This window comes from Camelimonas fluminis (genome assembly GCF_014656355.1).
Lineage (GTDB): Bacteria > Pseudomonadota > Alphaproteobacteria > Rhizobiales > Beijerinckiaceae > Camelimonas > Camelimonas fluminis.
Genome location: NZ_BNCG01000002.1, coordinates 173,805 through 200,154, shown reverse-complemented (window position 1 = coordinate 200,154; position 26,350 = coordinate 173,805). Strand labels below are relative to the sequence as shown.

Below are 26,350 nucleotides of genomic sequence, written 5' to 3'. Positions count from 1 at the left end.
GGAATCCATGTCCGTCTACGCGCCCCGCACCAGTCTTGCCACGCACGACGTCGCCAACCAGCCGCCGGAATTCGCCGACGTCAACCTTTATGCGATCGACACGCCGCTGCGCGAGGCCGTCGCCCGGGAAGCCGGCGAGTGGGCGGAGAAACCGCTGCTGGAGCTTGGCGCGGATATGGGCTCGGAGCGCGTGCTGGAGCTGGGCGCCCTGGCCAACCGGTTTCCACCGGAGCTGGCGCAGTTCGATCGATATGGCCGGCGCATCGACGAGGCGCGCTTCCACCCCGCCTATCATGAGCTGATGGCGCTGGCGATGAAGCATGGCCTGCATGATCTGCCCTGGCGGCAGGAGGCGCGTGGCGGCCATGTGGCGCACGCCGCGATGATCGCCGTGTTCACCCAGGCCGAGGCGGGCGTGCTGTGCCCGGTCGGGATGACCTACGCCGCGGTGCCCGCCCTGAGGACGTCGCCCGAGGTGACCCAGCCATGGCTCGACCGGCTGATCGGCGGATCTTATGACGCCAGGCTGCGGCCGTTCCAGCAAAAATCCGGCGTGACCATCGGCATGGCGATGACCGAGAAGCAGGGCGGCAGCGACGTGCGCGCCAATTCCACCCGCGCCTGGCCGCTTGACGAGGCGCGCCGCAGTTTCCGGCTGGTTGGCCACAAATGGTTCTGCTCGGCGCCCATGTGCGACGCCTTCCTCACCCTGGCCTATACCGATCGCGGCCTGTCGTGCTTCCTCGTTCCGCGCATCAAGCCGGACGGCGAGCGCAACACGATGCAGGTCATGCGCCTGAAGGACAAGCTCGGCAACAAGTCCAATGCCTCCAGCGAGATCGAGTATCACGACGCGTACGCGGAACTGCTCGGCGAGGAAGGGCGTGGCGTCAACGTCATTATCGATATGGTGCACCACACCCGCCTCGACACCATGGCTGGCACCCTTGGCATCATGCGCATGGCGCTGGCCCAGGCGCTGCATCACACCCGCAACCGTCGCGCCTTCCAGAAAACCCTTGCCGACCAGCCGGTGATGGAGGGCGTTCTGGCCGATCTGGCGCTGGAATATGAGGCGGCGGTGGCGCTGACCATGCGCGTCGCCCGCGCCTTCGACGCCCCCGACGGGGCGGAAAAAGCGTTCGCCCGCCTCGCCGTCGCCGTCGGCAAATACTGGCTGACCAAGCGCAACGCCAACTTCGTCTACGAATGCATGGAGTGCCACGGCGGCGCCGGTTACGTGGAGGAAGGCATGATGCCGCGCCTGTATCGCGAGGCGCCCCTCAACGCCATCTGGGAAGGCTCGGGCAACGTTATCGCCCTCGACATCATGCGCACCCTGGCGCGTGAGCCCGCGTCGCTTGACGCCTTCGCCGCCGAACTGGACCGGGCCAGGGGGCTCAACGCCGTCTTCGATCGCGCCAGCACGGAGCTGGTCGAGCGCCTGCGCGCCGGCTCGCAGGAACGGGACGCCCGCATGAACGCCGAACGCATGGCGCTTATGCTTCAGGGCGCCGTGCTGCTGCAGCACGCGCCGCACGCCGTGTCGGACGCTTTTGTCGATACCCGCATCAATGGCGCCAGCGGCCGCACCTTTGGCGCGATTCCGGCCAGCGTCGACGTCCGGAGCATTCTGGCGCGGCATCCGTCGCTTTGAGCGATGCGCGTCAGGCGAGAGCGGTTTCGCCTGGCGCGCGGGAAATCGGGAAATTGGGGGGGCGACATTCAGGAGGCAGAGCCATGTCCCACGTCACGTTCGCTGTAGCCCGGCAGGTCTTGCAATCCCAGCCCTTCAGCCGCTTGATCGGAGCTGAACTTGTCCGCTACGCCGATGACGGCGTCGAACTGCAACTCCCTGTGACCGACGAGATCAGGCAGCAGAACGGTTTCGTGCATGGCGGCGTGGTGTCCTACGCCGCCGACAACGCCCTGACCTTCGCCGGCGGCTACGCCCTGGGGCAGGCGGTTGTCACCTCAGAATTCAAGATCAATTACGTCCGGCCGGCGCTCGGCGCCAGGTTGTCGGCGCGCGCCGGCGTCGTGCACGCTGGCAAACGTCAGGCCGTTTGCCGTTGCGATATCTTTTGTATCGACGCCGACGGTGAGAAGCTTTGCGCCGTCGCCCAGGGCACGATCACCGCTATCAGCGAACCTCGGTGAGCCAGCCCGGCGTCGTTCGCGCTCCCGGGGAAGGCTCCCGAAAGAGGCTTCCGGCGGAAGGCGGACAGGCTGGGCGAACAGACCGGGCGAACAGACTTGGCGAAGACACCGCGGCAACGCCCGTGCGCGGCGCCTTCGCGTTGATCGCGTCGCGCGTCCGCCCTGGCCGAACAATCCGGACCACGCCGTCCTGCCGGGGTTTGGCCAGCCCAGAAGCAGCAGCCCCAGAAACAGCGGAGCAGCGAGCCGCAAGCCAGGCCGCCCGCCAGAAAGCGCCGTCGCCACGCCGACCCACGACCGGGCCCATAAACCACATACGGGAGGATGCCCAGATGCCTGAATTCTCGACCCTGCGCATAGATCACGATCCCCAAAATCCGCGCATCGCCCGGCTGTTGCTCAACCGGCCGGAGCGGATGAACGCCATCAGCGACGCCATGCCCGGTGAAATCCGCGCGGCGGTGGCGTGGGCGGAGGCCGATGAGCAGACCCACGTCATTATCGTTGAGGGCGCTGGCAAGGGGTTCTGTGGCGGCTACGATCTGGCCAGCTCCGCCGAGCAGGTGATCGAGCATCCATGCCAGCAGGAAAGCTACCCTTGGGATCCCATGGTGGACTACGCCTACATGAAGCGGAACACCGAGGATTTCATGAGCCTGTGGCGCTGCTCCAAGCCAACCATCGCCAAGGTGCATGGCGCGGCGGTGGCCGGCGGCACGGACATAGCCCTGTCGTGCGATCTGCTGGTGGCGGCCGATGACGCCCGCATCGGCTACATGCCGACCCGCGTCTGGGGCTGCCCGACCACGGCCATGTGGACTTACCGTCTCGGCCCGATCCGCGCCAAGCAACTGATGTTCACCGGCGACATCATCTCAGGGGCCACGGCCGCCGAATGGGGCCTGGCCAATGTGGCGGTTCCGGCGGCGGAGCTTGAAGCCGCGACCATCAAGCTGGCCGCGCGCATCGCCGGCGTGCCAAAAAGCCATCTGGCCATGCACAAGCTGGTGGTCAATCAGGTGATGCTGAACATGGGCCTGGAGCAGAGCCAGATGATGGCCACGCTGTTCGACGGCATCACCCGCCACAATCCGGAAGGTTTGTGGTTCCGCCGGTACGCCCAGCAGCACGGCTTCAAGGACGCCATCGCCTGGCGCGACGGCGGCCAGCCGATCCCCGAGGGTGAGGAAGCCCGCGCCGCCATCCGCGAGCTCGACGCCCAGGCGGCTGCAAAGCAGTCCGCCTGACAGGGCGTCCCGCCGGGAAGCCCGCCGGCGCGACGCAACACGGCTTGACATATCCCGGCCCCTGGCGGTCGGGATAGGTCGCGGCAAACGGCGCCTGCCACCGGCAATCCGGGCGCAGCTCCGCCCGGACGGATGTCGCGTCCTTTGGCGGCTCCGCCTGGCCGCCGGCGTCCTCGTCAGGCGGCGGGCAGCTTGCCCTTGCGCCGGGCGAACGCCTCCAGCTCAGCCCGCGCTTCAGGGATGGCGAAGGCGTTGCAGAAATCCTCCACCGCCACGGCGATGCTGCGGCGATAGTCGAGGTCGTTCTGGCGCATGAACGCCGCCCGCGCCATGGTGACGCCGCGCGCTGGCTTGCCTGCCAGCTCCTCTGCCAGCAGCCCCGCCGCCGCGTCCAGTTCATCCGCGGGAACGATGCGGCTGACAAGGCCCAGTTCGCGGCCTTCCTGGGGCGTGAAGGAGCGGCCGGTGAACAGCAGTTCGAACGCCCGGTGGCGACCGACGATGCGCGGCAAATGAGCGAAATGGATCGCCGGCGGCAGGCCCAGATCGATTTCCGGATAGCCCAGGGTGGCGTCATCGGCGGCGATGATGATGTCGCAGGAGATGGCCAGGGTCATGCCGCCGCCGCGCGCCGTGCCATTGATGACAGCGACCGAGGGTTTCCCCAGATTGTGCTGGGCGTCATGGAGATTGATGTAGAGGTCCTGCAGGGTCTGGCGCACCTCATCGGGCGAGGCGGTGAGCATCAGCGGCAGATCGAGCCCGGCCGAAAAGCGCCCCGGAACGTCGCTGGCCAGCAGCACGACCCGCACGGCCGGATCGGCAGAGGCGCGCTGCAGGGCGCCAATCAGGCTTTTGAGCAGCGGGATGGTCAGGGCGTTGACCGGGGGGCGGGCAAGCGCGATGCGCGCCACGCCATTGCTGACGCTGTAGTTGACGTTGTCGGATCCGTTGCTCACGTCGTTTCTTCCTGTTCCGTTATTCTTGTGCTGGTCCGGCCAGACTGTCAGGCCGTCGCGCCGTCGCGACAAGGGCTGGCGGCGAAAATTCGCGGCCAGCGCCCGGCGCCAGGCAGGCGCTCCTCCGGCAAAACGGACGCCGCCGCCGGCTGGTTCGCATGACAACGCGGGCCTGGCGAGCGCCTGGCGATCAGACGGAATTGCCGGATCGCCAGGAAAGCGCTCAAAACAAGCCAAGCCGGAGCACTATCCGATCAACATGGACCGGAAAATGCTCCGGGCGCGCGCTGTGCATGAGGCGGGAACGGCGCCCCTCAGGCCACCAGGAGCGACGCCGCCTGCGCCAGCGACACGGGCGCGTCGTCGAGCAGCAGGTCGGTCGCCTCATCCTCCCAGCGCAGGGCGTCGAGCGACGCCGGATCAGAACGGCCGAGGCGGTGCTCAAGCACGAACCTGGCCAGCAGCAGCCGTCGTGCGTCGCCGCCCGCCGCCGCGATGGCCAGCCCCTCGCTGACCATCAGTGCGGCGGTCGTCGCGTGGTAGAGCTTGCCAGCGGCCACGCGGCAGAACCGTTCGTTGTCCGGATGCCGGGCCACCTCTTCGGCGAAGCGGAAGGCTTCGCCCATGACCCCATCCAGCCGGGTGCGGAACTGACCGGGCAGGCCGGGGGTCTGCTCCAGCCTGGCGTTCAGATCATCGCGCAACGCCCCATGCGCCGCGACCTTGCCAACCGCGCGCTGGATGGCGTCGAGGGCGTTGATATTGCTGGTGCCCTCCCAGATCAGGCCGAGGTGGGCGTCGCGCACCAAGCGGGCGTTGGGCCAGTCCTCAATATAGCCGTTGCCGCCGCGCGCCTCCATGGCGCCGGTGGCCACCGTGACATTGTCGCGGCAGGCGCGATATTTGGCGATCGGGGTCAGCAGCCGCAGCGCTGTTTCCGGCGCGGTGGCGGCGTAGAGCAGGGCGGAGAGCGCCTGCTCCGTCGGAACCATCAGCTTGAGCATCTGGCGGCGCATCAGCGGATGATCGATCACCGCCTTGCCGAAGGCGTTGCGATGGCGCGCGGCCTGGAACGCCTCGTTGAGGCAGCGCCGCATCATGCCCGCGGCGCGGGCCAGGTGGGACACGCGGCTGGAATTGACCATGACCAGCATCTGCTTCAGGCCCTGGTCGAGTTCGCCAAGCTGATATGCGACCGCGCCCTCAAACACGATTTCGCCGCTGGCCATGGTGCGGCTGCCGAGCTTGTCCTTCAGCCGCACGATCCGGTAGCCGTTGCGTGAACCGTCCGGCAGGGTTTTCGGCATCAGGAACAGGCCAAGCCCGCGCCCGCCGCTCCCGGCGCCTTCCGGGCGCGCCAGCAGAACCGCCAGCTCGGCGTCGACGTTGGAGCAGAACCATTTTTCGCCCCACAGCCGCCAGTGATCGCCATCGCGCACGGCGGTCAGGTCGCCGGCGCCGACATCGGATCCGCCAGCCTTCTCCGTCATGAACTGGGCGCAGCGAAGCAACTCGCCCATGTCCTGGCTCCACATGCGGTCCAGGTAGCGCGCTTTCACATCGTCGTCGCCGAAACGGCGCACCAGCTCTGACGAACTGTCGGTGAGATTGACCGGGCACAGCAGGCCAAACTCCGCCTGCGAGAAGAGGTAGTGGAAGACATATTTGGCGATGGCGGGCATGCGCTCCGGCCAGCCCATGACGCCGCCACGGTTACTCATGGCGTGCATGCCGAACTGCCCGAAGGCGATCTGTTCCATCTCATGATAGGCGGGGTGGAACTCCAGCCACTCCTCGTCGCGCCCTCTGGCGTCGCGCGGGTGCAGCACCGGCTGGCGGCGCTCGGCCGTTTCGGAAAGGTCCGACAGCCGGTTGCCCGCCAGTTCGCCCAGCGCCGACAGATGCGGCGTCAGGTGGGCCAGCAGCTTTTCTTCCATATACAGCGGCGCCAGCGCGCGCAGGCTGCCGTCGATATCGAAGTAATTGAGACCGCGCGTGGTCGGAGCCAGCGCTTCGGAACGCCGGGCGCTCGCGGTTCGCGAGGCCAGGGCGTATGGAGATTGGGGCGCGTTCATGGGGCCAGCTTAGGGGCGGCGCACCGGCGCGGCCAAACGACTTGTTCGCCCATCGCCTTGAGTTAAACTCAATCCATGTCATGGCGACGATTGCCTCCTCTGCACGCCGTTCGTGCCTTCGAGGCCGTGGCGCGCCATCTTTCGATGACCCGCGCCGCCGGCGAACTGGGGGTGACGCCGGGCGCCGTCAGCCGTCACATCCGGTCGCTGGAGGAGCACATGGCGACGGCGCTGTTCGTCCGCCGTCCCTCGGGTCTGGTCCTGACGCCGGCTGGCGAAACCCTGGCGGAGGCCACGCGCGAGGGGCTGGACCGCATCGCCGACGCGGCCGGCGGCCTGAAGCTGCGCCGTTTCCGTCGCCTGGCCATTGGCGCCTACGGCTTCTTCGCATCGCGCATGCTGCTGCCGCTCTGGCCAGCCCTGCGCGCCGCCCATCCGGATCTCGAAATCGATCTCCACACCAGCCTGAACCCGCTGGACCTGTTGCCCGGCCGTTTCGACGCCGTCATCGCCGTGTCCGACGCGGCCCCGCGCGCCGGGCTGGTTACCCTGCTGCTGGCTCCCATTCGCACGCTTCCGGTCTGTGCGCCCGAATGGCTGAAGCATGGCGCGGTGGATTTCCCGGCCACGCCGCTGCTTCACGCCCGGGCGCGGCCGGACGACTGGCGACGCTGGCTTGATCACGCCGGCTTCGGGGCCATGTCCGCCCAGAATGGCGGCGGCTTCGAGAGCATCGGCATGGCCATTGAAGCCGCGGCGGCGGGCCTTGGATGCGCCATGGCCATCGAGGCGCTGCTGCCGGTTGACCTCGCCACGCGCCATATCGTGGTCGCGCATCCCGTTGTGCGGCCGACGACGCGCTACTTCGTCCTGCAATATGACGCGCGCTTCGAGGGCGATGCAGCCGTGAGCGCTTTCGTCAGTTTTCTGCGTGAACGCCTGCCGTCGTTCGGCCAGATGCAGGACGCCTGACGGGCTTCGTCACGGTCTCTTCGCGTCTGGCGCGATGGCGCTGATCAGGCTGCCGGCGCTTCGCAGAAGGGCGTCCCGGTCACCGTAAACCCGCTCCATCACCGCAAGGCCACGGGTGAATGTGACCACCAGCTCCGCTGCTTGCGCCGGCTCCAGCGTCAGTTGCTCCGGAACGCCTGGCCGCGATAGCGCCTCCGTCACAATGGCGATGAAATCGCCCAGCATGTGGCGGATGCGCTCGCGGATTGGCTGGCTCGCCAGGCTGCCATCGCCAGCCGTGCGGGTCGTCAGGCAGCCGCGCGCCGTTTCCCCCGCGAACATGCTGTCGATCACGGAGTCAAACAGGCGGCGCAGCATATGGCCGGCGTCGTCGCCCGTCAGGCTGGCCCGCGCGCTCTCCAGAAAACGCTCCGCGTAGCGATCGTAGGCGCGCAGAAAGATTGCTTCCCGGTCGCCATAGGCGTTGTAAAGCGATCCCCGCTGCACGCCCGTCGCGTTCGCCAGATCGACCATGGAGGTGGCGGCGACGCCCCGGCTCCAGAACAACGCCAGCGCGTCTTCCAGCATGGTGTCCTCGTCAAACTGCCTGACGCCAGCCAAACCCGCCTCCGGATGGTTATTGACACTCATGTCAAAAATGACATGCTTGTCAAAGATAGCAGACCGCGCTCCGGGTCTCCAGAGCCGGCTCCGGTTGCAGGAAGCGTGCGCCACCCGGCCTCGATCGCGCCAGCGTCGCGACGTTTTGCGCATGGGGCGCGGGTTGTTTCAGGATGACAAAGCGTTGCCGATCGGCGGTTGCCGTGAACGGGAGGGCGCCATGAGCCTTGAGGTTACGTCGGAGAGCGGTGAAGCAGCCTCGCGGTTTCGTGGCCAGGTCCTGACCGCGCTGGGCCTGTCCGCCGGCGCCGCCGTGGCCCTCGGCCTGTCGCGCTTCGCTTATGGCCTGCTTCTGCCGCCCATGCGCGCCGATCTTGGCTGGACTTATGTGGAGGCTGGCGCGCTCAACACGGCCAACGGCGCCGGCTACATCGGCGGCGCTCTTGTCGCCGCCCTTGCGGCGCGCCGATGGGGCGCGGCGCGCGCCTTCATCGCCGGTTACGCGGTCAGCGTGCTGATCCTGCTGCTCACCGCCGTCACTGGCAATTTTCTGGCGCTGTTCGCCCTGCGCACGCTGGGCGGGTTTTCAACGGCGTTCACATTCATCCTCGGCGCGGCGCTGACCTCCGCCATCTGCCCGGCGGAAAATCCGCGTCGACGCGGCCTGCTGGTCGGCCTTTATGTGGCGGGCGTCAGCATCGCCGTATTGCTGTCCGGAGCGGTGGTTCCGTTCGTGCTGCAAGAGGGGACGCACCGCTGGCCCCAGGCGTGGGCGGCGCTGGGCGTCCTGGGCGTCATCGGTCTGCCATTTGCCTGGGCCGCGGCGCGCCGCATCAGGGAGCCGGCCGGCGGCGCGGCGGCGACGCTCGACAGGGGCCAGTTGCGCCAGCTGGCGCCCACCGTCATTGGTTATGGCCTCTTCGGCGCTGGCTACGTCGGCTACATGACCTTCATCATGGTGCTGCTGCAGAGTCAGGGCGGCAGCAGCGGTCAGATGATCTGGTTCTGGTTCGTGCTGGGCGCCGTTTCAGCCGTTTCGAATCTCATCTGGGGCAGGGTGCTCGGCGCCTTCGATGATGGGCGGGGGCCGGCTCTGGTGTTCGCCATCGCCATGATCGGCGCCTTGCCGGTATTGCTCTATCCCGGACCGGCGGCGATGTTCCTGTCGGCGGTCATATTCGGGGGCAGCTTCATGGCCGGCCCCTCGTCGATCACCATCGTGGTCCAGCGTCAGCTGGCGCCCGGATCCTGGACAGCGGCGATCTCGCTGCTCACGGTGTCCTTCGCCTTCGGGCAGGCTGTCGGGCCGATCATTGGCGGGGCCATTTCCGACTCCACCGGCAATGTCGCGGCAGGCTTCTGGACGACGCCAATCCTGCTCGGAGCGGCCGCTTGCGCCAACCTGCTGCAACGCCCGCCGGCCCGCTGAGGCGCTGACGCGATCGCGCTGTCGCCTGCGTCAGCTGGCTGGGGCCGGCGACGGAACTGTCAGTCCATTGACGACAAGCTCTGAAACCTCCCGGGCGTAGCGGCGCACCAGCGCGTGGTCCAGGGCGCCGTCGCCAAGAATGGTGCGCCGGGACTGCTCGGAGGAGAAGATATGCGCGCAGGCGCCGTCGATGGCGAAGCCGATCAGGCCCGGGTCAACCGGGCGGAAGGTCCCCTGCGCCACGCCCTCGGCGACGATGGCCCGCCGCGCCTCGGCAACAGGCTGGACCAGGGTTTCAGCCACCCTGGCGGAGGCGGCCGGGGAGCCCTCGCGCAGCAGTTTTTGCAGCAGGCGGTGCAGATATGGGCGGGCGTAATAGGCTTCGACGAGACCCCGGACATGCGCGGCGATCTTGGCGGCCGGCGTGATGTCCGCCGCCAGCAGGCGCTCCAGATGGGCGGCCGCCTGTTCGGCGTCTGCCTCGACAATGGCGAGCATCAGCCCTTCGCGATTGCCAAAATAATAGCTGACGAGGGCGACATTGGAGCCGGCCCGCTCCGAAATATCGGCCAGGGACACTTCGAGCACCCCGCGTTCGGTCATCAGCGATCGCGCCGCCTCAACGATGCGTTGCGGAGTCTGTTGCAGCAGGGCGGGAGCAGGCTTCATCTGTAACCTGTCGGCTGGTGGAACGAATTTAACATTTGCATCCACCTTCACATCATGAGGCGAGTAACCGTTAAACTCATGGTTTTCATCACGAAATCAACGGGTTGCTGGTGGTCTTCCTGTTTCTGACATTCGCTCCGCCGCTCCGTATCGAAGGATGCGAACGTCGGAAACAGACCACTAGAGCATTCTCGAGAAAAGTGGAGCCCAGTTTTCGTGAAGATAACGCGTCAAATGCAAAGAGATGGAGCGTTTTCCAGCAAACCGGACGCCGCCTCACGTCGGGAAGGCGCGTAACCTCAAATGGATAGAACGACATCCGGTTCAGTGTGAGCGGATTTTACCCGAGCAAGCGCGTTCCGGCGATGGCGCCGCCGTCCGGTTTCACAGCCGGGTAGAGGCGGCGCGTCACCAGAACCAGGCGTCTGGCCCCCCCTGGCGCACCCCCCAACTGTTACTCACGCCCGGCGGCGTCGCCAGCCCCCGCCGGCATCAGCGGATGCTGGCGGAGACCGTCTTTTTGCCGGCGCGCAAAAGCTCTCGCCCTCAGGACCCGGCTTTCGCGCGCACGCTTTGGGTGTGCTCGCCCAGTTGCGGAACGGGCCGTTGCTCCGAGGCCAGTGGCTCCGCGAAGCGCACCGGGTGCTTCATGGCGTAGTACGCGCCTTCGACCGGATGCTCCTGGCGGGAGAAGAACTCCGTTTCCGCCAGATGGGCGTCATTCATGATGTCGCCGATATCGCGCACGGCCTGCGCCGGGATCTGGGCCGCGCGGCACATCTCCAGCAACCGGGCGGTGGTGAAGCCGGCGGTGAGACGCGCCAGCTCGCGGTACAGCAACGCCAGGTTCACGCCGCGCAGCTTGCGGGTGGCGAAGCGCTCATCGTTCATGAAGCCCGGATTGCCCAGGGTCTCGAAAACCGTGAACCAGGCCTCATCGGTATAGGGCACGATGCTGATGTAGCCGTCGCTGGTCGGGAACGGCTGCCGGTCCGGATCGATCTGGCGGAAATAGCCGACAGGCCCGTTGGGCGGATCAAAAGTGAGCCCCCCGAGATGCTCGATGAGCATGAAGTGGGAGAAGGCCTCGAACATCGGAATTTCGATCTTCTGTCCTTCGCCGGTGCGGAGCCGGTGAATGATGGCGGCGAGCACCCCATAGGCCGCATGCAGGCCGGCGACCTTGTCGGCGATCAGCGACGGCAGGTAGCGGGCGCGCGGATCGCCATCGACCCGCGGCAGCAGACTCGCGGTTCCGGTCGCCGCCTGGATGACGTCGTCATAGGCCTGGAGGTCCGCATAGGGGCCCTCCTGACCGAAGCCGACGCAGTGGGCGTAGACGATGCCCGGGTTGGCGGCCCGGACCGTTTCGTAGTCCAGCCCCAAGCGCTCCATGGCCTTGCCGCGCACGTTGCAGACGAAAACGTCGGCTTCCCTGAGCAGGGCGTTCATGCAGGCGAGGTCATCGGGGTTCTTGAGGTTGAGCGTCACCGACTGCTTGCCGCGATTGATCGCCATGAAACCGGGGCTCATGCCCGGCGTCTTCCCGGCCTTGCCGGACCAGCGGAAACTGTCGCCGCCGGCCGGGTTTTCAATCTTGATGACCTCGGCGCCCAGCTCCGCGAGAATGTGCGTGCAATAGGGGCCGAACACCACGCTTGTCAGGTCGATGACCTTGACGCCCGCCAGCATCGGCTGGCCGTCCGCTGCGCTGATCATGAGCCGCTCCATTGGGGTTTGCGTTTTTCGGCGAAGGCGGTGACGCCCTCGCGGAAATCGCGGGTGCGCATCAGTCGACCGAAAATGCGGTTGTTGGCCTCCATCGCCTTTTCAAGCGATTCCAGTTCTTCCAGCCGGTTCAACGCCTCCTTCGAGGCCCGGATCGCCGACGGTGAGTTCTCCAGAAGCCGGGCGGCGAAGGCGCGCGCCGCGGCCATGGCCTGGCCGTCTTCCACCTGCTGGTTGATGACGCCCAGGTCTTCCGCCTCGGCCGCGCCGAAGTGGCGGCCGGTGAGGATCAGCTCCATCGCCGCCTTGCGGCCAATCTGCCGCGTCAGGCGCTGCACGCCGCCGGCCGCGGCGTAGAGGCCGACTTTCACCTCCGGAAGGGCGAACCGCGCCTTGCTGTCGGCCACGGCGAGATCACAGGCGAGGACAATTTCCAGGCCGCCGCCCATGGCGACGCCGTTGACCGCGGCGATCACCGGCTTGGTGCGATCAAAGCGCGAGCACAGACCGGCGAATCCCGAGGACGGCATCGACATGTCGCCGCCCCTGGCCGTGACCTTCAGATCGTTGCCGCTGCAGAACGCCCGGTCGCCGGCGCCGGTGATGACGCCGACCCACAGGTCGGGATCGTGCTCGAATTCATCCCAGATTTCATGCAGTTCAAAGTGAACGGCGCTATGCAGGGCGTTCATCGCCTCGGGACGGTTCAGCGTCACCTCGAGCACATGACCATCGCGGCGGACAAGCACATGCTCGAACCGCCGCTCTGGCAGGCCGCCAGCAGGGGCGGGCTCGCACAGACGGTGGGACGGCGCGATGAAGTTGACGCCGTTCTCATGGACGATGCGCACCCGCCGGCCGACAGGGTCGGCCTCGTGCAGGCTGTACAGGGTCGGGCGGTGGCCGGTGCGGACCCGGGCAAGAATGCGCCCCCGGCTGTTGGACGCGATCAGATAGCCACGCGAGGGACGTCCCTTTTTCCAGGTGACGGTGTAGGCCTCGACGGTGGCCTCGGTGGTCTCCGACAGCAGGCGTGGCGCCGGCGCGGCGTCGATGCGGGCCTGCATGTCGTCGCCAGGAACAACGGCGTGACGCGGCCGCCATGCGTCTGGCGAGGTGGTTGAGTAGACGCCCGCGGCTTCCTTGGAAAGGAAGCCGCCGTTGGCCAGCACCAGCCCCCAGGCCCCAGGCGACGCCCGCATCCGCTCGGCCATCGTGGCGATGGCGTGCATGGAGTAGTTGTTGCCGGCGCCGCCGAAGAACGGCAACCCGCCGGTCACCGTGCACGGCGTCTTGCGCCAGTCGAGGCCGATGGCTTCGGCGGCGATCAGCACGGCGCAGGGGAAGCAGCTGTACAGGTCGAACTGGCTGATGTCGGCGGTGGTCTTGCCGGCCATATTGAGCGCGCCATGCAGCGCCGCTTCCATGGCGCGCGACCGCGACAGATCAGGCCGCTCGACGATCAGCCTGTCCTTCGCGGCGGCGTAGCCGTGCAGGAACACCCATTTCGAGGGGTCGACCCCGGCCTCGCGCGCGGCGCCGACCGAGGTGAGAATGAGGGCGGCGCCCTGGTTCACCGCATCCTGCGCCACATGCCACTTCAAGTAGGGATCGGCGATGCGGTAGTTGGCGGCGCTCTCCGTCGCCAGAAACTCACGGCTGCGGGCCTCGGGGAACTGCGCGTAAGGGTTCTGCGCCGCCACGGTCGAGAACCCGGCCAGAAGCTCCGCCATCAGGTCGACATAGGCGGTCTGGTCGAGGCCGAGGCGGTTGCGCAGGGCATGCTCGAACACCGTGTAGCTCTGGGTTGGCATGCCAAGACCGTTGGCGATCTCGTATTCGGACAGCAGCGTCGGCCCGATGCCGCGATCTTCCCACGCGCCATCGACAGTGCGCGACCAGTCCAGCCGGGCCTTCGTCCTGAGCGCCATCTTGAGGGCTGCGGTCGCCTCGGAGCCGGCCAGCAGCGCCGCCCGGACCTCGCCGGCGAAAATCGCTTCCGCAGCCTCATTCACCAGCGCCTGGGGCTGATCGCCGCCGACCACTGAATAGACGCGCCGGGTGGGGGACAGGCCAAGCTCCGCCGCCAGGGTCGCCGGCGGGTTGGCGCAGCGGCCGAGCGGATGGCGCACGCTGCGCATGGAATCATGGTTGGCCCGAACGACGAAGACGCTGTCGATCACGGATGCCAGGGCGGCGGCCGCGCCGCTGTCAGCCAGGGCGGCCCTGGCCGCGTCGACCTGAAGGCTCAGGGGGCTGGGCGCCGCCGCGACATCCTTGCCGTCCCAGTGGCGAACGATCTGGCCAACGCCGACCAATACTGGAGTGCGGGGATCTGTTTCCAACATGGTCGGCTCTGTCTCCTCATGTGATTTAAATTCATATTTAAAATGTCGATTAAATGAACGTTTAAGGCGCGTCAATGCACATGACGCGATCGCGGGGCCAGGCGTCGGATCGCGCGCGGACGCCGGCTGGATGCGGATGGGTCAGGCGGATGCGGAACGCGCCAGCGCGCACGCGGCGACCACATTCGTCAGACGCCGCGCGCCCGGGGGCAGGAAAAGCGGGAAAGGGAGCGGCGAGCCTCCGGGGCTTCAGGACGCCGTGATTGCGGCGCGGGCGGGATCAGCGGCCGCGTCGGTTTGCGACGCCAGCGGCAGCGTGATCGTCACCGTGGTTCCAGCGCCGGCGATGCTGTCGATATGAAGCTTGCCGCCATGCGCCGCGACGATCCGCGAAACCAGGGAGAGGCCGAGGCCAGAGCCCTCCGTGTTGATGGCGTTGGAACCCCGCACCGCGCGCGCGGTGACGGCGTCGATCTCCCCGGCGGGAATGCCGACGCCCTGGTCCCGCACGGTGATGACCGCATCGGCGCCTGTCGCATCGCAGGCCAGTGCGACCGGCGGCGCCCCGTTCGCGACGGAATATTTCACCGCGTTCTCCAGCAGATTGATCAACGCCAGTTCGAGCATTTCCGCATCGGCGCGGATCGTCGCCCGCCGCGCGGCGGGCGTGGTTTCCAGGCTGATCCGCCCGGAGAGCATGTCGCCGGCGCGCGCGGCCGCGGTCGCGACCACATCAGCCAGCGGATGCGCATGCATCTGTGGGGCGAAGGCGGCGCCATGCAGACGGCTGCGCGCCACATTGACTTCCAGCGTCTCCACCAGGCGGACAATGCCGCGTCGCACCCGGTCCAGGCGTCCCCGGTTGGCCGCGTCTTCGGGCGGCAGACTGAGGCCAATGCTGTCCACATTTGAGCGGATCACCGCAAGGGGTGTGCGGTACTGGTGCGAGATCACCTCCATGAACCGCACCTGACGCTCCTGGGAATCCAGCTCCGCCTGCAGGGCGTCCTCGGCCACCCGCTTTGCTTCGGCCAGTTCGGCCGTGCGGGTTTCCACCAGGCGAGCGGCGCGACGCTCCGCCGCCTGGGCTGCCTGCAGCGCCTGCTCACGCATGGATTTGTTGAGCGCCTCGGCGGCGCGCAGACGCACCGCCAGCGAGCCAGTGAGCAGCAGGGTGTGCACAAGGCAGCTGACGGCATAAGCGTGCGCCACCCAGTTGGGCAGCGAAAGCATGCCGGTGCGCTGCACCATGGTGATGATCAGGCCGCACCACAGGATGGTGTAGGCGGCGGCGCGCAGGCGGGTGCCGGAGGCGTTGCGGTCAATGCCGACAATGCCCATGACCATGCCGAGCGTCGACAGGGTGGTGATGACCAGATAGCCAGGCCCGGCGAATTCGGGATGGACGTCGGCGAGCGCGAAGCCGACGCCCACCAGCCCTGTGCAGGCCAGCCCCTGGAAAATCCGGTTGATTACCGGGTGGCGGCGCGGCAGCTCCAGGATGCTCGCGCCGGCCACGCCGCTGGCGAACAGGCCCAGCCAGACGGATCCGCCAGTGAACCAGTCGTTGCCGCGTCCGCCATGGGGAAACAGCCACAGGCGCGACACGCCCAGATTGCCCATATAGACCATCATGGCGGCGCAGGTGCTGAAAGCCAGCAGGATATAGAACGGCTTGCGATCGAACAGGAAGAACACCACCTGGATCGCCGCCAGCACCGCCATGCCGCCGAACCAGAAGCCGGAAAGCAGGGCGCCGCTGGTGACCCGCCGGGTATGGTGCGCGGGCGGGTACAACGACGCGGTGATGGAGAGCGCGGAATGGCCGCTGGCGATGCGAACCAGCGCCAGGGTTTCATGGCCGGGCGCCAGGGAGACCGGAACGACGTTCTCCAGGCCGGAAACCGCGTCCGCGGGCAGGGGGCGATGGTCGCCCATGGCGTAATGGACGAAATCCGCCGCCGTCAGGCCGGGCCTGTTCTGCGCCACGTAAACGTCAATCTCGTCGACAAAATTTGGCGCCAGCGACAACAGCGCCTCGCGAACGCCAGATTCGCCTGCCGGCGCGGCCATGACGATGCGCAGCCAAGCGGTCTTGCGCGTGTAGCCAAGATTGACGCTGGCGCCCGACGCGGGCGTGAAGCGCTCTGGACTGGCGATCGCCTGGGCAAGCGTCAGCCTGCCTTGCGGGTCGACCAGAACGCCGACGCGACCGGCGAGTGAGAAGCCATTGTCGGCAGGCGAAGCTGTTTGCCCGTGGCGGGCGACGCCAGCCACCAGCAGCAGGAGCAACGCCAGCAGGCCCAGCGCCAGCGCCGTCAGCGACAGCACGCGCCGCCATTGCCGGCGCATCGCCAGCATCGGGTTCCCGGCCGCTGCTGTTTCGCCTGGCATGGGGCGCCTTCCTGAAAATTGACAGGCCACTATATGGTTGAGCTATGGCTGGCGTCCGGGGCGCCGGTTATCTGTGTGTACTGTCCGTTTCCGGGATTGCACAACCTATGGAAAATACGCCGCGAGACGAACCGCCTGTTCGCACCCTTCTGGTGGAGGACGATGAGGATCTGCGTCAGGGCCTCGCTGACTATCTCAGGCTCAGCGGCGTCGATGTGACGGAGGCGGGCTCTGGCGTCGGTTTCTATCGGGCGCTGCGCGGCGGCGATTTCGACGTCGCCATTCTGGACGTCAACCTGCCGGACGTCAGCGGCTTCGAGCTGGCCCGGGATCTGGCGCCCGGGCGGGGCGTCGGCGTCATCATGCTCACCGCCCGCGCGGGCCGTGACGACCGGATGCGCGGCTACGCCGAAGGCGCTGACATTTACCTCACCAAGCCGGTGGACAGCGAGGAGCTGTTGCATGTGACCCGCAATCTGGCGCGTCGCGTGCGCGACGCCCGGGCCCCGCAGCAGGAACTCGCCGATGAGGCGCCGCCGCAGGGCTGGCGGCTCGACGCCAGGCGCCAGCAACTGGAGGCGCCGGACGGCGCGGTGATTTCGCTTTCGGGGCGGGAGTTGATGCTGCTTGAGCGGATGGCGCTGGCTGATGGCGCGACGGTGCCCCGGCTGGCGCTGGCCCAGCATCTCGGATATGGCGACGCCAGCGTCGAGAGCCGGAGCCTGGACGCCGTGCTGCGTCGGCTACGACAGAAATCCGCCGACGGCGGCGTCGACCTGCCGCTCCGGGCCGTGCATGCGGTCGGCTTGCGCTTCACCGGGCGCCTGACGCTGGTCTGATCAGCGCCACGCCGCCTGGCGACCTGGCGCTGCCGCAGATCAGATGAAAACCCGTTGAAGTGACTTGCCTGGCGGCTCATTTACGCCATTAATCAGGCTTTGCGGTTATGGCGACGCTGTAGCTGTCTCGGAAGGGTGGGCGCGATGGCCAGGCGAACAATTGACTATCTCCTGCGGGAGATTGAAGTGTTGGCGACCAGCACCCAGGATACGGGCGAGATTATCCAGAAAGTCATGGAATCCCTGAGGCGGTTCAGGATCTTGCGCGAACTGGAACGGCCGATCTCCGATGCGGAATGGCAGGGCATTCTTCTGAGCGCGCGTGATCTGATGAACATGCGCATGCCATATGGCCATATCGTCAACGAGGTTATCACGCGGGAAATCGGCATGGCGGACGCCGGCTAACCGGCAACCGGCGACCTGGCGGGGCTCCTTCAACGATCCGTGATGGAACCAGCCGGAACCGGATACTGTTAAGCTTGCGCAGCCTTTGTTGCATTCTGTCATCGTACTGGCCCCGCTCTTGGCGGGGCCTTTTTTCGGAAACGACGCCCTCACGCAGGCCGTCGTCGGGCAGGCCTGGATTTCGGCTGCACCGGATCGGGAAATTTCCCCGGTTCGCCGCCCCCAGGGAGCCTTCACTGAGACGTCGTCATGGGAGCGCCAGAGCGGGGTTCAGGTCGGCTGACGCCCGCGCCATCCTCACATCTCCTGTCGGGCATCCCTACGGGAACATCATCCCTGGCCTCGGGGTTTACCCAATGATGTGAAGGAGATGAGAAATGCCCGCCAAATCAGCAGCCCAACAGAAAGCCGCCGGCGCGGCCCTCGCCGCAAAGCGCGGAGATCTCAAGAAGAGTGAGCTTCGCGGCGCTTCAAAATCGATGGAGAAATCGATGAGCGAACGGGAACTCGAAAAAATGGCCTCCACCAGCCGCAAGGGCAAGCCGGAGCACGTTTCAAAACACTAGAGTAATTTCCGATCTACATGGATCGGGAATTGTTCCAGCTTCCCTTGTTTTGAGCGAACTCTGATCGATCAGACGATTCCGTCTGGTCGGAAAGCGCTCTGATGGCGTTTTGTTCCGACGTTCGCTTCACCACCTGTGGTGAAGGAAAAGCCCGGGCAACGCATGGCGTTTCCCGCACATGCGTCGCGCCAGTCCGGGCTTTGCAGGTCGCGGATGCTACAGCATCTTCCGCCACAGCATCTTCGCGAAATCTTCGCGACCGGACGTCAGTCGTCGAAGCCGACGAACGTCGTGGCTTCGTCGACCGATTTGCGACGGGAAATCACGCTGTTGGCCGGGAAGCTGTCGTCCGGATAGCCCATGGCGATGCACATCATGATCACCTGATCGTCAGCGATGCCGGCATGCTCGCGCACGACCGGGGATTGCATGATGCCCTGGCTGTTGATGACGCAGCCAAGGCCCCGGGCCCAGGCGGCGTTGACCAGGGCGTTGGCCACGGCGCCGCAATCGAACGGGGCGATGTCGCTGCCATGCATCACCCGGTCATAGGTAATGACGACCGACACCGGAGCGTCAAACTGGCGAAAGCCGCGCATGACCCAATCGAGGCGCTTTTCCTTGTCGTGGCGTTCGATGCCCATGGCGCCGAAGAGCTGTTTGGCGATGTCGATCTGCCGCTCCCGGTGCACGCCGCCGGATTCATCGCGAATCCGGAATTCACGCGAATGGGGCACGCCGGCCAGATTACGTTCGGTATTGCCGGCCCGGATGCGATCGAGCGGCGCGCCAGTCAGCACGTAGAAATTCCAGGACTGGGTGTTGTGCGAGGAGGGCGCGCGCATGGCGATCTCGAGGATCTCGCGGATCAGCTGCTTCGGAACCGGGTCGGATGTGTAGCCGCGAATGCTGCGCCGGCCACATACGACCTCCTCGTAGCTTGCGCCCTGCTGAACCGGTGACGTCATAAGTTTCTCCCTCATCGTGTTTATCGGTGCATGGCTGTAGCAATATTCGATCAGATCGAAACGGGAATTTGCTTCAGCCAGATAACTGGTGCGCTCTGGACGCAGCCCGGCCGCCACTTGCCGCGGGACAGCCGCCGCGCCGCCCAGACGCCGGATCATCCCCTGAAGCCGCCGCCAGGCTGGGCGTTCAGACCGGCGCGCCCGCGGTTTGATCCTCAAAGCTGGTGCGCCCGCCGGCGGCCATGCCGCCATCGACGACCAGATCGTGACAGTTGATGAAGGCGCCTTCGTCCGACGCCAGGAATAACGCCGCCGTGGCGATGTCATGCGGCGTCCCCGAACGGTGCAATGGCGTCGCCCGGGCAAGGTTCTGCGTCAGCTTGCGCATCTTTGCTTCTGAATGGGCCGGATCAAGGCTCGTGGCGACCTGCGATCCGCCAAAGAAAATCGGCGTGGCGATCGCGCCCGGCGAGATGCTGTTCACGGTGATGCCGGAGGGGCCAAGCTCCAGGCCGGCCATTTCCGTGGCGCGGCGCACCGCCGCCTTGGCGATGGAATACAGATAGCCGCCCATATGGCCGCGGATGGCGGCGATGGAGGCGTTGTTGATGATGGCGCCGCGTCCTTGGGCCTTCATGATCGGCGCCGCGTAGCGGATGCCAAACAGCACGCTGCCCACCAGCAGGTCCATGGCGTGATGATAATCATCGGCGGTGATGGTGTCGGCGCCGCCCTGGGTGGGGCCGCCGGCGTTGGAGAACAGGCAGTCCAGCCGGCCGAAGCGCTCCGCCGTCGCCTCGACCGCCCGCTTCACGTCCGCCTCACGCGCCACATCGGCGGCGATGAACGCGGCGTTGGCCCCAAGCTCCGATACAAGCGCTTCGCCTTTCGCGGCGTTGCGGCCGGCGATCATCACCTTTGCGCCCTCCGCGACAAACAGCCTGACGGTCGCCTCCCCAATGCCGCTGGTTCCACCAGTAATCAGCGCCGCCCGCCCAGCAAGACGATCTCCCATCCCGTTTCCTCCCATGCGCCTGTTATCCAGGGCCCAGGGACCCGTTTCCGCCATGCGCAGCCCGCCATACAACGCGGCGCAGCGAAGGACAGAACAACGAAATCCATGGCATCCTGTTGATTTTATATCAGTTTCACGAAGCTGCGCTTGGCTCTGGCTGGACACGACAGCGGACGCCAATGGCAAAATCGCCGCGCCAGCATCTGTCCGGACTTTCATCCGCGCAAGCTGTTTCGGCCGGGACGATCGTCCGGGTCGCAAGCCTGGCCGCGCCATGTGTCTTCGCGCACATACGGGTGGAGCGCAGGCTCATATGTTGGCGGCATGAAACGCGGCGACGCCGCGTTTCGGGGATCGGGAGATCCCCACTCCAGCGAGACCTCCCTGAATTTGGCCGCCTCAAAAGGGCGGCCTTCTTTTTTGCGCGTTCGGGCTGTCCCGGAGGCCCCGCCCCTGGAACAGCGCTTTCCTCAGAACAGGGTCCCCAGATCCGAGCGCTCGAAGTTCTTCAGTTCGTCCGTGCGACCGTCGCGGATCTTCAGCACCCATTCCGGGTCGGAAATCAGCGCGCGACCAACGCCCACGAGATCGAACTCTCCGGCTTCCAGCCGGCGCAGCAGGCCATCGAGCGAGGCCGGCTTTGACCCCTCGCCAGCGAACGCCGCGATGAATTCGCCGCTGAGACCGACCGAGCCAACGGTAATGGTGACCTTTCCGGTGAGCTTCTTGGCCCAGCCCGCGAAATTAAGGTCCGAGCCCTCGAACTCCGGCTCCCAGAACCGACGCTGCGAGCAATGGAAGACATCGACCCCGGCCTCCGCCAGCGGCTCCAGCCAGGCCCGCATTTCCTCGGGATTATGGGCGATGCGCGCGTCGTAGTCCTGCTGTTTCCACTGCGACAGGCGCAGGATCAGCGGAACATCAGGGCCGATCGCCTCCCGGGTCAACCGCACGATCTCGCCGGCGAAGCGGGCGCGCTCGGGAATGCCGGCGCCGCCCCAGGCGTCGTCGCGTTCATTGGTGCCGCGCCATAGAAACTGGTCGATCAGGTAGCCATGCGCTCCATGCAGCTCCACGGCGTCGAAACCGATGTCCTTCGCTGCTCGCGCCGCGCGCCCGAAGGCGTGCAGCGTGTCGGTAATCGCTTCTTCGGTCATCGGCTCGGTGAAGCGTTTGCCGGGGCGCGACAGGCCCGATGGGGCGTCTACCGGCTGTGGGTCCCAGGATGGATCGCGGCCACGCGCCGCTCCGACATGCCAGAGTTGCGGCGCGATAAGGCCGCCTTCGGCGTGCACTTCATCGACAACACGGCGCCAGGCTGGCAGGGCGTCGCCAAAGAAGTCGGGCACGTTCGGGTCATTTTTCGCAGCCGGGCGCTCGACGACCGTGCCTTCGGTGACGATCAGGCCCACATCGGCGGCCGCGCGCCGGCGATAATAGGCGGCGACATCGCCGGTTGGCACGCCTTTGGGCGAGAACGAGCGCGTCATGGGGGCCATGACGATCCGATTCTTGAGGCGCAAGCCCTTGAGATTAAAAGGCTGAAACAGGGCGTCTGTTGACAAGGCCGTCTCCATTCGTGAACGCAATGCGGACATGCGCCGATGCGTCAGACATATGTGTCAGCCCGGTCGTTTATCAATCCGGTAATTTTTTCCCCGGTCAGCCGCAGCCTCGCGCCGCGTCAGTTTCCCTGCGCGTCCCAACGGGAAACGACAACGCTATTCTGTTTCATCTTCCGCGCGCCGGCTTTTGCGACGGCTCCTGGCGATCTTGCCTGCGGATGAAGCCAGGGCGCGATCCTGGGAAAATGAACGCCGCTCAGCATCAACATTCCGCCCGCCCTTGCGGCCTGCGCTCGCGGCAAGTTCTGGCTGGATCGAGAACGCCCGCTTTTCCTTCGGCACGCTTTGTCCGCCAAGACTGGCGATTGCCTTTACCTTCGCCGGATCCATTGCAGCAAATCCCCGACGAGACTTTGGCTTTTCATCACTCATGACAACGCCCCCCTATTTCTGCTTCATGAGTGCCGGATGCGGTGGATTTGGTTCAAATTGTTCACGGCATTGTGGCCCTTGTGGCAAATCCGCGGCATTCCAGCGGATTCATTACGTCTTCAGGCAGCCTGGCGTCCGTAGCCCGTGGCAGGCGCAAGTGAGCTTCAGGCAAGAAAGCTTCAGGCAAGAGAGCTTCCAGCAGGAGGGCTTCAGGCAGGCGAGCCGTGGCGGGGCTGTCATTGGGAGAAAGGCGGCGCCTGCCGTTCTTCTCGCTGCCCATGCAAGTTTCGCCGGCTCTCCGCCGCTGAACTCCCAGACCGGCTCTAGGCCATTTCTGACCGGCGCACATGGCCATTTTGGCATAGAAGCGGTGATGTCCCGCCAGTCTGGTCAGGCGGTGAAAGCCCAGATCAAATCAGACAGACAGACCCCAGATAACCGGGTTGCCTCAATGACGGCGCTCCTGGATGACGACGACGAAGCTGGATATGACGGGAGACGCTGCTATAGGAAGTAAATCCGTCATCGCGCCAAGGCCATGACGCAGCGTCGTTCGCCGGGCGTCCAGGCCTTTCAGGGAGCCATTTTCTTCGGGGAGGGGGGAAATATGAGGGGTGACGCGGCGGCAGATCATGCCAACCAGTTTGCCGGCGTTGCTGATGCGCCTGAGATTCCAGCCTGGGTGCTTGAGGATGGAGCGGCCCTTCGGAAACATCCCGCATTTCCGCAGGCGCTCCGGCTTCATGCCCAATTGATAGCTGGCAATCTGGAGAGATCCCGCGACCTGGTCCGGCTCACCAGTGAAGAAGCGCAACTGACTCTCGGGATCGCGCTGACGGCGCTTCATCTGGCAAGGAATCCCGGGGATCCGCGTTCGGGAGCCACCCTGACCCGCATTCAGGCGTTCGCCGCGCGTTATGGTCTCGCCAGCGCCAACCGGGTGGCGGCGTTGATCAGCCTCAAAAGGCACGCCGGCTACTGGCGGCAGGTTGACGTCAGCGAAGACCGGCGCATCAAACGGCTGGAGCCAACCGAAAAAGGCGACGCGCTCAGCCGGCTGATCGCCCAGAGCACGCTTGCGCCCATCCAGTTGCTCAGCGACCGGTTCGACTATTTCAGCCTGCTGGAGAATGATCCGGATTTCAGGGCCAGGTACTCGGTGGAGGGGATCAATCTCTACGCCAGGGGCGTTCGCCTGGCGCTGGCCATACCGGACGCGCAGTTTTTCATGGGACAGATCGCCGGCCGTCAGATCATGTTCAAACTCTGACTGGCCCTGGTGGCCCAAAGCGAAACCGGTTCGTCCATCGTGTCATGCCCCTATGGCTATCTCGCGAGCTGTTTTGGCGTCTCGCGGGCTCACGTCCGCCGCATGATGGAAGCAGCGCAGGAGCGGGAGCTGGTTGTCATTCGCAAGGCCGGAGGGCAGGAGATTGAGCTCTTGCCCAAATTTGTCGACCTGCAGGAGACATTCACGTCGTTGGCTTTCGCCCTCCTGAAAAAAGCGGCGGATCTCGCCGCATCCGGCGAAGGACGCGGCAAGATCGACTGGGGCATCGACATCTGATCGTTGCGCTGACCGTTTGGCCGCGACGGCCCGGTAACTGAACCTCATTGCGGCGCCCGCGCTGGAGGAAACGCGGCGCCCGGGGGCGCGGATCCGGGATAGACAGCGCGGCGTCCGGAACTCTGGCCGGTCCCGCGCCCCGCCATGCGGACGGGCGGAGCCATCAGCGGGGGTTGAACCTGAAGACTGACCTCCCGATTTCATCTTCAGCGCCTACGTTTCCGGGCACGTTTCCTGTCAAGCCAAAACGACTGGACCGGGTGGGCGCGCATGGATCGCAAACAGCAGGCGGGCGTTGCAAAAAGCTGCCCGGACGTTCGACACGGCGTGATTTTCGTCATCCGGTTCATCGCGTGGGTCGGCTTTGCACTTCGCCTGTATAGCCGGAGATCATGCGTAGCTGACCGGAAACCGCGCCCCGCTGCCGATCCTGGCCTTCACCATCAAAGGAGAAGTTGTCATGGCGTTTGTCACAACAAAGGACGGGACGGACATCTTTTACAAGGATTGGGGTCCCAGGGACGCGCAGCCGATCCACTTTCACCACGGCTGGCCGCTGAGCGCCGATGACTGGGACAACCAGATGCTGTTTTTCCTCAGGGAAGGCTTCCGCGTTGTCGCCCACGACCGGCGCGGGCATGGACGTTCGGGACAGGTCAGCGACGGCCATGACATGGACCACTACGCCGCTGATGCATCGGCCGTGGCCGAGCATCTTGATCTTCGCAACGCGATCCATATCGGTCATTCGACCGGAGGCGGGGAGGTTGCGCGCTATGTCGCGCAATATGGCCAGCCGCAAGGGCGCGTCGCCAGGGCGGCGCTGGTCAGCGCCGTGCCGCCGCTCATGCTGCGGACGGACAGCAACCCCGACGGCGCGCCGATCGCAGTGTTCGACGGTTTCCGCGCCGCGCTCGCCGCCAATCGCGCGCAATTCTTCCGCGATGTGCCGGCTGGCCCGTTCTACGGATACAACCGACCTGGCGCGCAGCCCTCGCAGGGCGTTATCGACAACTGGTGGCGGCAGGGCATGATGGGCAGCGCCAGGGCGCACTACGAGGGGATCAAGGCGTTCTCGGAAACCGATCAAACGGCTGATCTGAAAGCGATTGCCGTGCCGACCCTGGTCATGCAGGGCGATGACGACCAGGTGGTCCCCTACAGGACGGCGGCGATGATGCAGGACAAGCTGCTGCGGAACAGCCAATTGATCATCTATCCGGGATTCTCGCACGGGATGCTCACGGTCAACGCCGATGTACTCAACGCCGACCTGCTCGCTTTCATACGTGGCTAGGCGATGCGCGCCGGGCAGGCCCCGGCGCGCGCCTTCAAAGCATCATGTCCTGTTTCCCCCGGCCTGGCCAGCAATCCTGCTGCTTCGCCAGGGGGCGCCGGCCTCGGGGGAAGCGTTGCCGTTTAGCGCTGGCTCTTCAGCCAGGGCAGGAGCAGATCGTTGACCTCTCCGGGACGCTCCTGTTGGGTCCAGTGACCGCAGCCGGCAAGAACGTGGGCGCCCTGCAGGTTGCTCACGTGCTTCTTCATCACCTCAACCGGATCAGGGCCGCCAAACATATTGAAGGCAGGGTCCCTGTCGCCGGCGATGAACAATGACGGCTGCGCGATCTTCCGTCCTTTGAACTGCTGAAGATATGCGAAATCCCGCTCGTGATTGCGGTAGCGGCTGAGCGGCCCGAAGAAGCCCGAACCTTCAAACTGGCCCACATAATAGTCGAGATCGGCCCTTGTCATCCAGGCCGTCGGCCCCGGCGGCCGCTGCAGCCCGGTGAGCAGGTCCTGGTCGGCGGTCTTGTTGTTTGGCCACGATCCGGCCGGCGCGTCGCCGGAAATCGCGTGATAGAAGGTGGCCAGGAAGTCGCGGGGATCACTGTCGAAGTCGTGCTCCGCGCGCCCGACCTCCTGAAAATAGACCTGATAGAAAAAGCGGTTTCTGGAGGTGAACAGCTCGTCGAAGACCTCGGTCAGCGGCCGGTGCGGAACACCGGCGTGCACGATCGACATGGCGCACACGGCCTTGAACCTGTCCGGCCTGATCATGGTGGCGTTCCAGACGATTGGCGCGCCCCAGTCATGACCGATCAGGATCGCCTGCGCGCCCGGCTGCAGCGCGTCGACGACGCCAACCAGGTCGCCGACGATATTCTCCATCGAATAGTCTTCAACTTTGGGCGGCTTGGCCGAGCCGCCATAGCCGCGCACGTCAATGGCGCAGGCGGTGAAGCCCGCCGCGGCAATCGGGCCGATCTGATGGCGCCAGGAATACCAGGACTCCGGAAAGCCATGGACCATGATGACGAGGGGGCCAGTCCCCTCAACCACGGCGCGGATGCGCGCGCCGCCTGCGTTGATCATCTGGAAATTGGGCATTGGTCGCGCTCCCTTCAGGCG

24 protein-coding genes are annotated in these 26,350 nt (G+C 65.9%); 11 read left to right on the top strand and 13 right to left on the bottom strand.

All coding sequences use genetic code 11. From position 1 onward, the window contains the following. The first annotated feature begins 7 nt into the window (after nucleotides 1-7). The 3 genes from IE243_RS04315 to IE243_RS04305 all read left to right on the top strand — a co-directional run bounded on the left by IE243_RS04315 (nucleotide 8) and on the right by IE243_RS04305 (nucleotide 3,407). Nucleotides 8-1,657, top strand: coding sequence for an acyl-CoA dehydrogenase family protein (locus IE243_RS04315; protein ID WP_191318116.1), 1,650 nt, complete (start codon nucleotides 8-10; stop codon nucleotides 1,655-1,657). Between the two features lie 83 nt (nucleotides 1,658-1,740). After that, entirely contained in the window at nucleotides 1,741-2,160 is a 420-nt protein-coding gene (locus IE243_RS04310) for a PaaI family thioesterase (RefSeq protein ID WP_191318115.1), read from the top strand. A 332-nt stretch (nucleotides 2,161-2,492) separates the two neighbouring features. Further along, a complete protein-coding gene (locus tag IE243_RS04305) occupies nucleotides 2,493-3,407 on the top strand; it encodes a crotonase/enoyl-CoA hydratase family protein (RefSeq protein ID WP_191318114.1) in 915 nt (304 codons plus the stop codon). Between the two features lie 176 nt (nucleotides 3,408-3,583). Here IE243_RS04305 and IE243_RS04300 read toward each other — a convergent pair whose 3' ends face one another. Next, complete coding sequence (locus IE243_RS04300) at nucleotides 3,584-4,366, bottom strand: enoyl-CoA hydratase/isomerase family protein (RefSeq protein WP_191318113.1); 783 nt, start codon at nucleotides 4,364-4,366, stop codon at nucleotides 3,584-3,586. A 314-nt stretch (nucleotides 4,367-4,680) separates the two neighbouring features. Continuing rightward, entirely contained in the window at nucleotides 4,681-6,441 is a 1,761-nt protein-coding gene (locus IE243_RS04295) for an acyl-CoA dehydrogenase family protein (RefSeq protein WP_191318112.1), read from the bottom strand. Nucleotides 6,442-6,516: 75 nt separating this feature from the next. Here IE243_RS04295 and IE243_RS04290 point away from each other — a divergent pair, with 75 nt between their 5' ends. Next, complete coding sequence (locus IE243_RS04290) at nucleotides 6,517-7,413, top strand: LysR substrate-binding domain-containing protein (RefSeq protein ID WP_280514573.1); 897 nt, start codon at nucleotides 6,517-6,519, stop codon at nucleotides 7,411-7,413. Nucleotides 7,414-7,422: 9 nt separating this feature from the next. On the opposite strand, the gene IE243_RS04285 is transcribed toward IE243_RS04290, so the two are convergent. After that, a complete protein-coding gene (locus tag IE243_RS04285) occupies nucleotides 7,423-8,013 on the bottom strand; it encodes a TetR/AcrR family transcriptional regulator (RefSeq protein WP_191318110.1) in 591 nt (196 codons plus the stop codon). A 220-nt stretch (nucleotides 8,014-8,233) separates the two neighbouring features. On the opposite strand from IE243_RS04285, the gene IE243_RS04280 reads away from it, so the two are divergent. Next, nucleotides 8,234-9,442 (top strand): YbfB/YjiJ family MFS transporter, encoded by a 1,209-nt coding sequence (locus tag IE243_RS04280; RefSeq protein WP_191318109.1) that lies wholly within the window; start codon nucleotides 8,234-8,236, stop codon nucleotides 9,440-9,442. 30 nt (nucleotides 9,443-9,472) lie between these two features. On the opposite strand, the gene IE243_RS04275 is transcribed toward IE243_RS04280, so the two are convergent. From IE243_RS04275 to IE243_RS04260, 4 genes are all read right to left on the bottom strand, one after another. Further along, nucleotides 9,473-10,111, bottom strand: coding sequence for a TetR family transcriptional regulator (locus tag IE243_RS04275; RefSeq protein WP_191318108.1), 639 nt, complete (start codon nucleotides 10,109-10,111; stop codon nucleotides 9,473-9,475). Between the two features lie 546 nt (nucleotides 10,112-10,657). Continuing rightward, nucleotides 10,658-11,830: a CaiB/BaiF CoA transferase family protein gene (locus IE243_RS04270; RefSeq protein WP_191318107.1), complete on the bottom strand. Its 1,173-nt coding sequence runs from the start codon at nucleotides 11,828-11,830 to the stop codon at nucleotides 10,658-10,660. Continuing rightward, nucleotides 11,827-14,187 (bottom strand): enoyl-CoA hydratase-related protein, encoded by a 2,361-nt coding sequence (locus IE243_RS23840; protein WP_191318106.1) that lies wholly within the window; start codon nucleotides 14,185-14,187, stop codon nucleotides 11,827-11,829. The genes IE243_RS04270 and IE243_RS23840 overlap by 4 nt, the downstream gene beginning before the upstream one ends. A gap of 249 nt (nucleotides 14,188-14,436) precedes the next feature. Then, nucleotides 14,437-16,581, bottom strand: a complete 2,145-nt coding sequence (locus tag IE243_RS04260) for a sensor histidine kinase (RefSeq protein WP_191318105.1) — start codon at nucleotides 16,579-16,581, stop codon at nucleotides 14,437-14,439. A gap of 107 nt (nucleotides 16,582-16,688) precedes the next feature. Here IE243_RS04260 and IE243_RS04255 point away from each other — a divergent pair, with 107 nt between their 5' ends. The 3 genes from IE243_RS04255 (at nucleotide 16,689) to IE243_RS04245 (ending at nucleotide 18,394) form a co-directional block, all read left to right on the top strand. Beyond that, complete coding sequence (locus tag IE243_RS04255; protein WP_191318104.1) at nucleotides 16,689-17,420, top strand: response regulator transcription factor; 732 nt, start codon at nucleotides 16,689-16,691, stop codon at nucleotides 17,418-17,420. 144 nt (nucleotides 17,421-17,564) lie between these two features. Beyond that, nucleotides 17,565-17,828 (top strand): hypothetical protein, encoded by a 264-nt coding sequence (locus IE243_RS04250; RefSeq protein WP_191318103.1) that lies wholly within the window; start codon nucleotides 17,565-17,567, stop codon nucleotides 17,826-17,828. Between the two features lie 377 nt (nucleotides 17,829-18,205). Next, entirely contained in the window at nucleotides 18,206-18,394 is a 189-nt protein-coding gene (locus tag IE243_RS04245) for a DUF3008 family protein (RefSeq protein WP_191318102.1), read from the top strand. Nucleotides 18,395-18,660: 266 nt separating this feature from the next. Here IE243_RS04245 and IE243_RS04240 read toward each other — a convergent pair whose 3' ends face one another. The 5 genes from IE243_RS04240 to IE243_RS23130 all read right to left on the bottom strand — a co-directional run bounded on the left by IE243_RS04240 (nucleotide 18,661) and on the right by IE243_RS23130 (nucleotide 23,221). Next, nucleotides 18,661-19,362: a nitroreductase gene (locus IE243_RS04240; RefSeq protein WP_191318101.1), complete on the bottom strand. Its 702-nt coding sequence runs from the start codon at nucleotides 19,360-19,362 to the stop codon at nucleotides 18,661-18,663. Nucleotides 19,363-19,549: 187 nt separating this feature from the next. Continuing rightward, nucleotides 19,550-20,377: an SDR family NAD(P)-dependent oxidoreductase gene (locus IE243_RS04235; RefSeq protein ID WP_191318100.1), complete on the bottom strand. Its 828-nt coding sequence runs from the start codon at nucleotides 20,375-20,377 to the stop codon at nucleotides 19,550-19,552. Between the two features lie 470 nt (nucleotides 20,378-20,847). After that, nucleotides 20,848-21,954, bottom strand: a complete 1,107-nt coding sequence (locus IE243_RS04230) for an NADH:flavin oxidoreductase (RefSeq protein ID WP_210319792.1) — start codon at nucleotides 21,952-21,954, stop codon at nucleotides 20,848-20,850. 144 nt (nucleotides 21,955-22,098) lie between these two features. Continuing rightward, on the bottom strand, nucleotides 22,099-22,374 hold the full coding sequence (locus tag IE243_RS23400) for a con-10 family general stress protein (protein ID WP_244642746.1): 276 nt from the start codon (nucleotides 22,372-22,374) through the stop codon (nucleotides 22,099-22,101). Between the two features lie 448 nt (nucleotides 22,375-22,822). Next, a complete protein-coding gene (locus tag IE243_RS23130) occupies nucleotides 22,823-23,221 on the bottom strand; it encodes a hypothetical protein (protein WP_191318098.1) in 399 nt (132 codons plus the stop codon). Between the two features lie 102 nt (nucleotides 23,222-23,323). On the opposite strand from IE243_RS23130, the gene IE243_RS23125 reads away from it, so the two are divergent. The 3 genes from IE243_RS23125 to IE243_RS04210 all read left to right on the top strand — a co-directional run bounded on the left by IE243_RS23125 (nucleotide 23,324) and on the right by IE243_RS04210 (nucleotide 25,238). Continuing rightward, a complete protein-coding gene (locus tag IE243_RS23125) occupies nucleotides 23,324-23,644 on the top strand; it encodes a hypothetical protein (protein WP_191318097.1) in 321 nt (106 codons plus the stop codon). Nucleotides 23,645-23,653: 9 nt separating this feature from the next. After that, nucleotides 23,654-23,941, top strand: a complete 288-nt coding sequence (locus IE243_RS04215) for a hypothetical protein (protein WP_191318096.1) — start codon at nucleotides 23,654-23,656, stop codon at nucleotides 23,939-23,941. A gap of 460 nt (nucleotides 23,942-24,401) precedes the next feature. Continuing rightward, a complete protein-coding gene (locus IE243_RS04210) occupies nucleotides 24,402-25,238 on the top strand; it encodes an alpha/beta fold hydrolase (RefSeq protein ID WP_191318095.1) in 837 nt (278 codons plus the stop codon). A 122-nt stretch (nucleotides 25,239-25,360) separates the two neighbouring features. On the opposite strand, the gene IE243_RS04205 is transcribed toward IE243_RS04210, so the two are convergent. Then, the gene (locus tag IE243_RS04205; protein ID WP_191318094.1) at nucleotides 25,361-26,329 is read right to left on the bottom strand and encodes an alpha/beta fold hydrolase; all 969 of its coding nucleotides are present in this window, start codon (nucleotides 26,327-26,329) and stop codon (nucleotides 25,361-25,363) included. Nucleotides 26,330-26,350: the final 21 nt, after the last annotated feature.

Excerpts from the sequence above, each read along its gene's own strand:
- IE243_RS04315 (WP_191318116.1), top strand. The coding sequence starts at position 8 with ATGTCCGTCTACGCGCCCCGCACCAGTCTTGCCACGCACGACGTCGCC.
- IE243_RS04310 (WP_191318115.1), top strand. The coding sequence starts at position 1,741 with ATGTCCCACGTCACGTTCGCTGTAGCCCGGCAGGTCTTGCAATCCCAG.
- IE243_RS04305 (WP_191318114.1), top strand. The coding sequence starts at position 2,493 with ATGCCTGAATTCTCGACCCTGCGCATAGATCACGATCCCCAAAATCCG.
- IE243_RS04295 (WP_191318112.1), bottom strand. The coding sequence starts at position 6,441 with ATGAACGCGCCCCAATCTCCATACGCCCTGGCCTCGCGAACCGCGAGC.
- IE243_RS04290 (WP_280514573.1), top strand. The coding sequence starts at position 6,517 with ATGTCATGGCGACGATTGCCTCCTCTGCACGCCGTTCGTGCCTTCGAG.
- IE243_RS04280 (WP_191318109.1), top strand. The coding sequence starts at position 8,234 with ATGAGCCTTGAGGTTACGTCGGAGAGCGGTGAAGCAGCCTCGCGGTTT.
- IE243_RS04275 (WP_191318108.1), bottom strand. The coding sequence starts at position 10,111 with ATGAAGCCTGCTCCCGCCCTGCTGCAACAGACTCCGCAACGCATCGTT.
- IE243_RS04270 (WP_191318107.1), bottom strand. The coding sequence starts at position 11,830 with ATGATCAGCGCAGCGGACGGCCAGCCGATGCTGGCGGGCGTCAAGGTC.
- IE243_RS23840 (WP_191318106.1), bottom strand. The coding sequence starts at position 14,187 with ATGTTGGAAACAGATCCCCGCACTCCAGTATTGGTCGGCGTTGGCCAG.
- IE243_RS04260 (WP_191318105.1), bottom strand. The coding sequence starts at position 16,581 with ATGCCAGGCGAAACAGCAGCGGCCGGGAACCCGATGCTGGCGATGCGC.
- IE243_RS04255 (WP_191318104.1), top strand. The coding sequence starts at position 16,689 with ATGGAAAATACGCCGCGAGACGAACCGCCTGTTCGCACCCTTCTGGTG.
- IE243_RS04250 (WP_191318103.1), top strand. The coding sequence starts at position 17,565 with ATGGCCAGGCGAACAATTGACTATCTCCTGCGGGAGATTGAAGTGTTG.
- IE243_RS04245 (WP_191318102.1), top strand. The coding sequence starts at position 18,206 with ATGCCCGCCAAATCAGCAGCCCAACAGAAAGCCGCCGGCGCGGCCCTC.
- IE243_RS04240 (WP_191318101.1), bottom strand. The coding sequence starts at position 19,362 with ATGACGTCACCGGTTCAGCAGGGCGCAAGCTACGAGGAGGTCGTATGT.
- IE243_RS04235 (WP_191318100.1), bottom strand. The coding sequence starts at position 20,377 with ATGGGAGATCGTCTTGCTGGGCGGGCGGCGCTGATTACTGGTGGAACC.
- IE243_RS04230 (WP_210319792.1), bottom strand. The coding sequence starts at position 21,954 with ATGGAGACGGCCTTGTCAACAGACGCCCTGTTTCAGCCTTTTAATCTC.
- IE243_RS23400 (WP_244642746.1), bottom strand. The coding sequence starts at position 22,374 with ATGAGTGATGAAAAGCCAAAGTCTCGTCGGGGATTTGCTGCAATGGAT.
- IE243_RS23130 (WP_191318098.1), bottom strand. The coding sequence starts at position 23,221 with ATGAAGCGCCGTCAGCGCGATCCCGAGAGTCAGTTGCGCTTCTTCACT.
- IE243_RS04210 (WP_191318095.1), top strand. The coding sequence starts at position 24,402 with ATGGCGTTTGTCACAACAAAGGACGGGACGGACATCTTTTACAAGGAT.
- IE243_RS04205 (WP_191318094.1), bottom strand. The coding sequence starts at position 26,329 with ATGCCCAATTTCCAGATGATCAACGCAGGCGGCGCGCGCATCCGCGCC.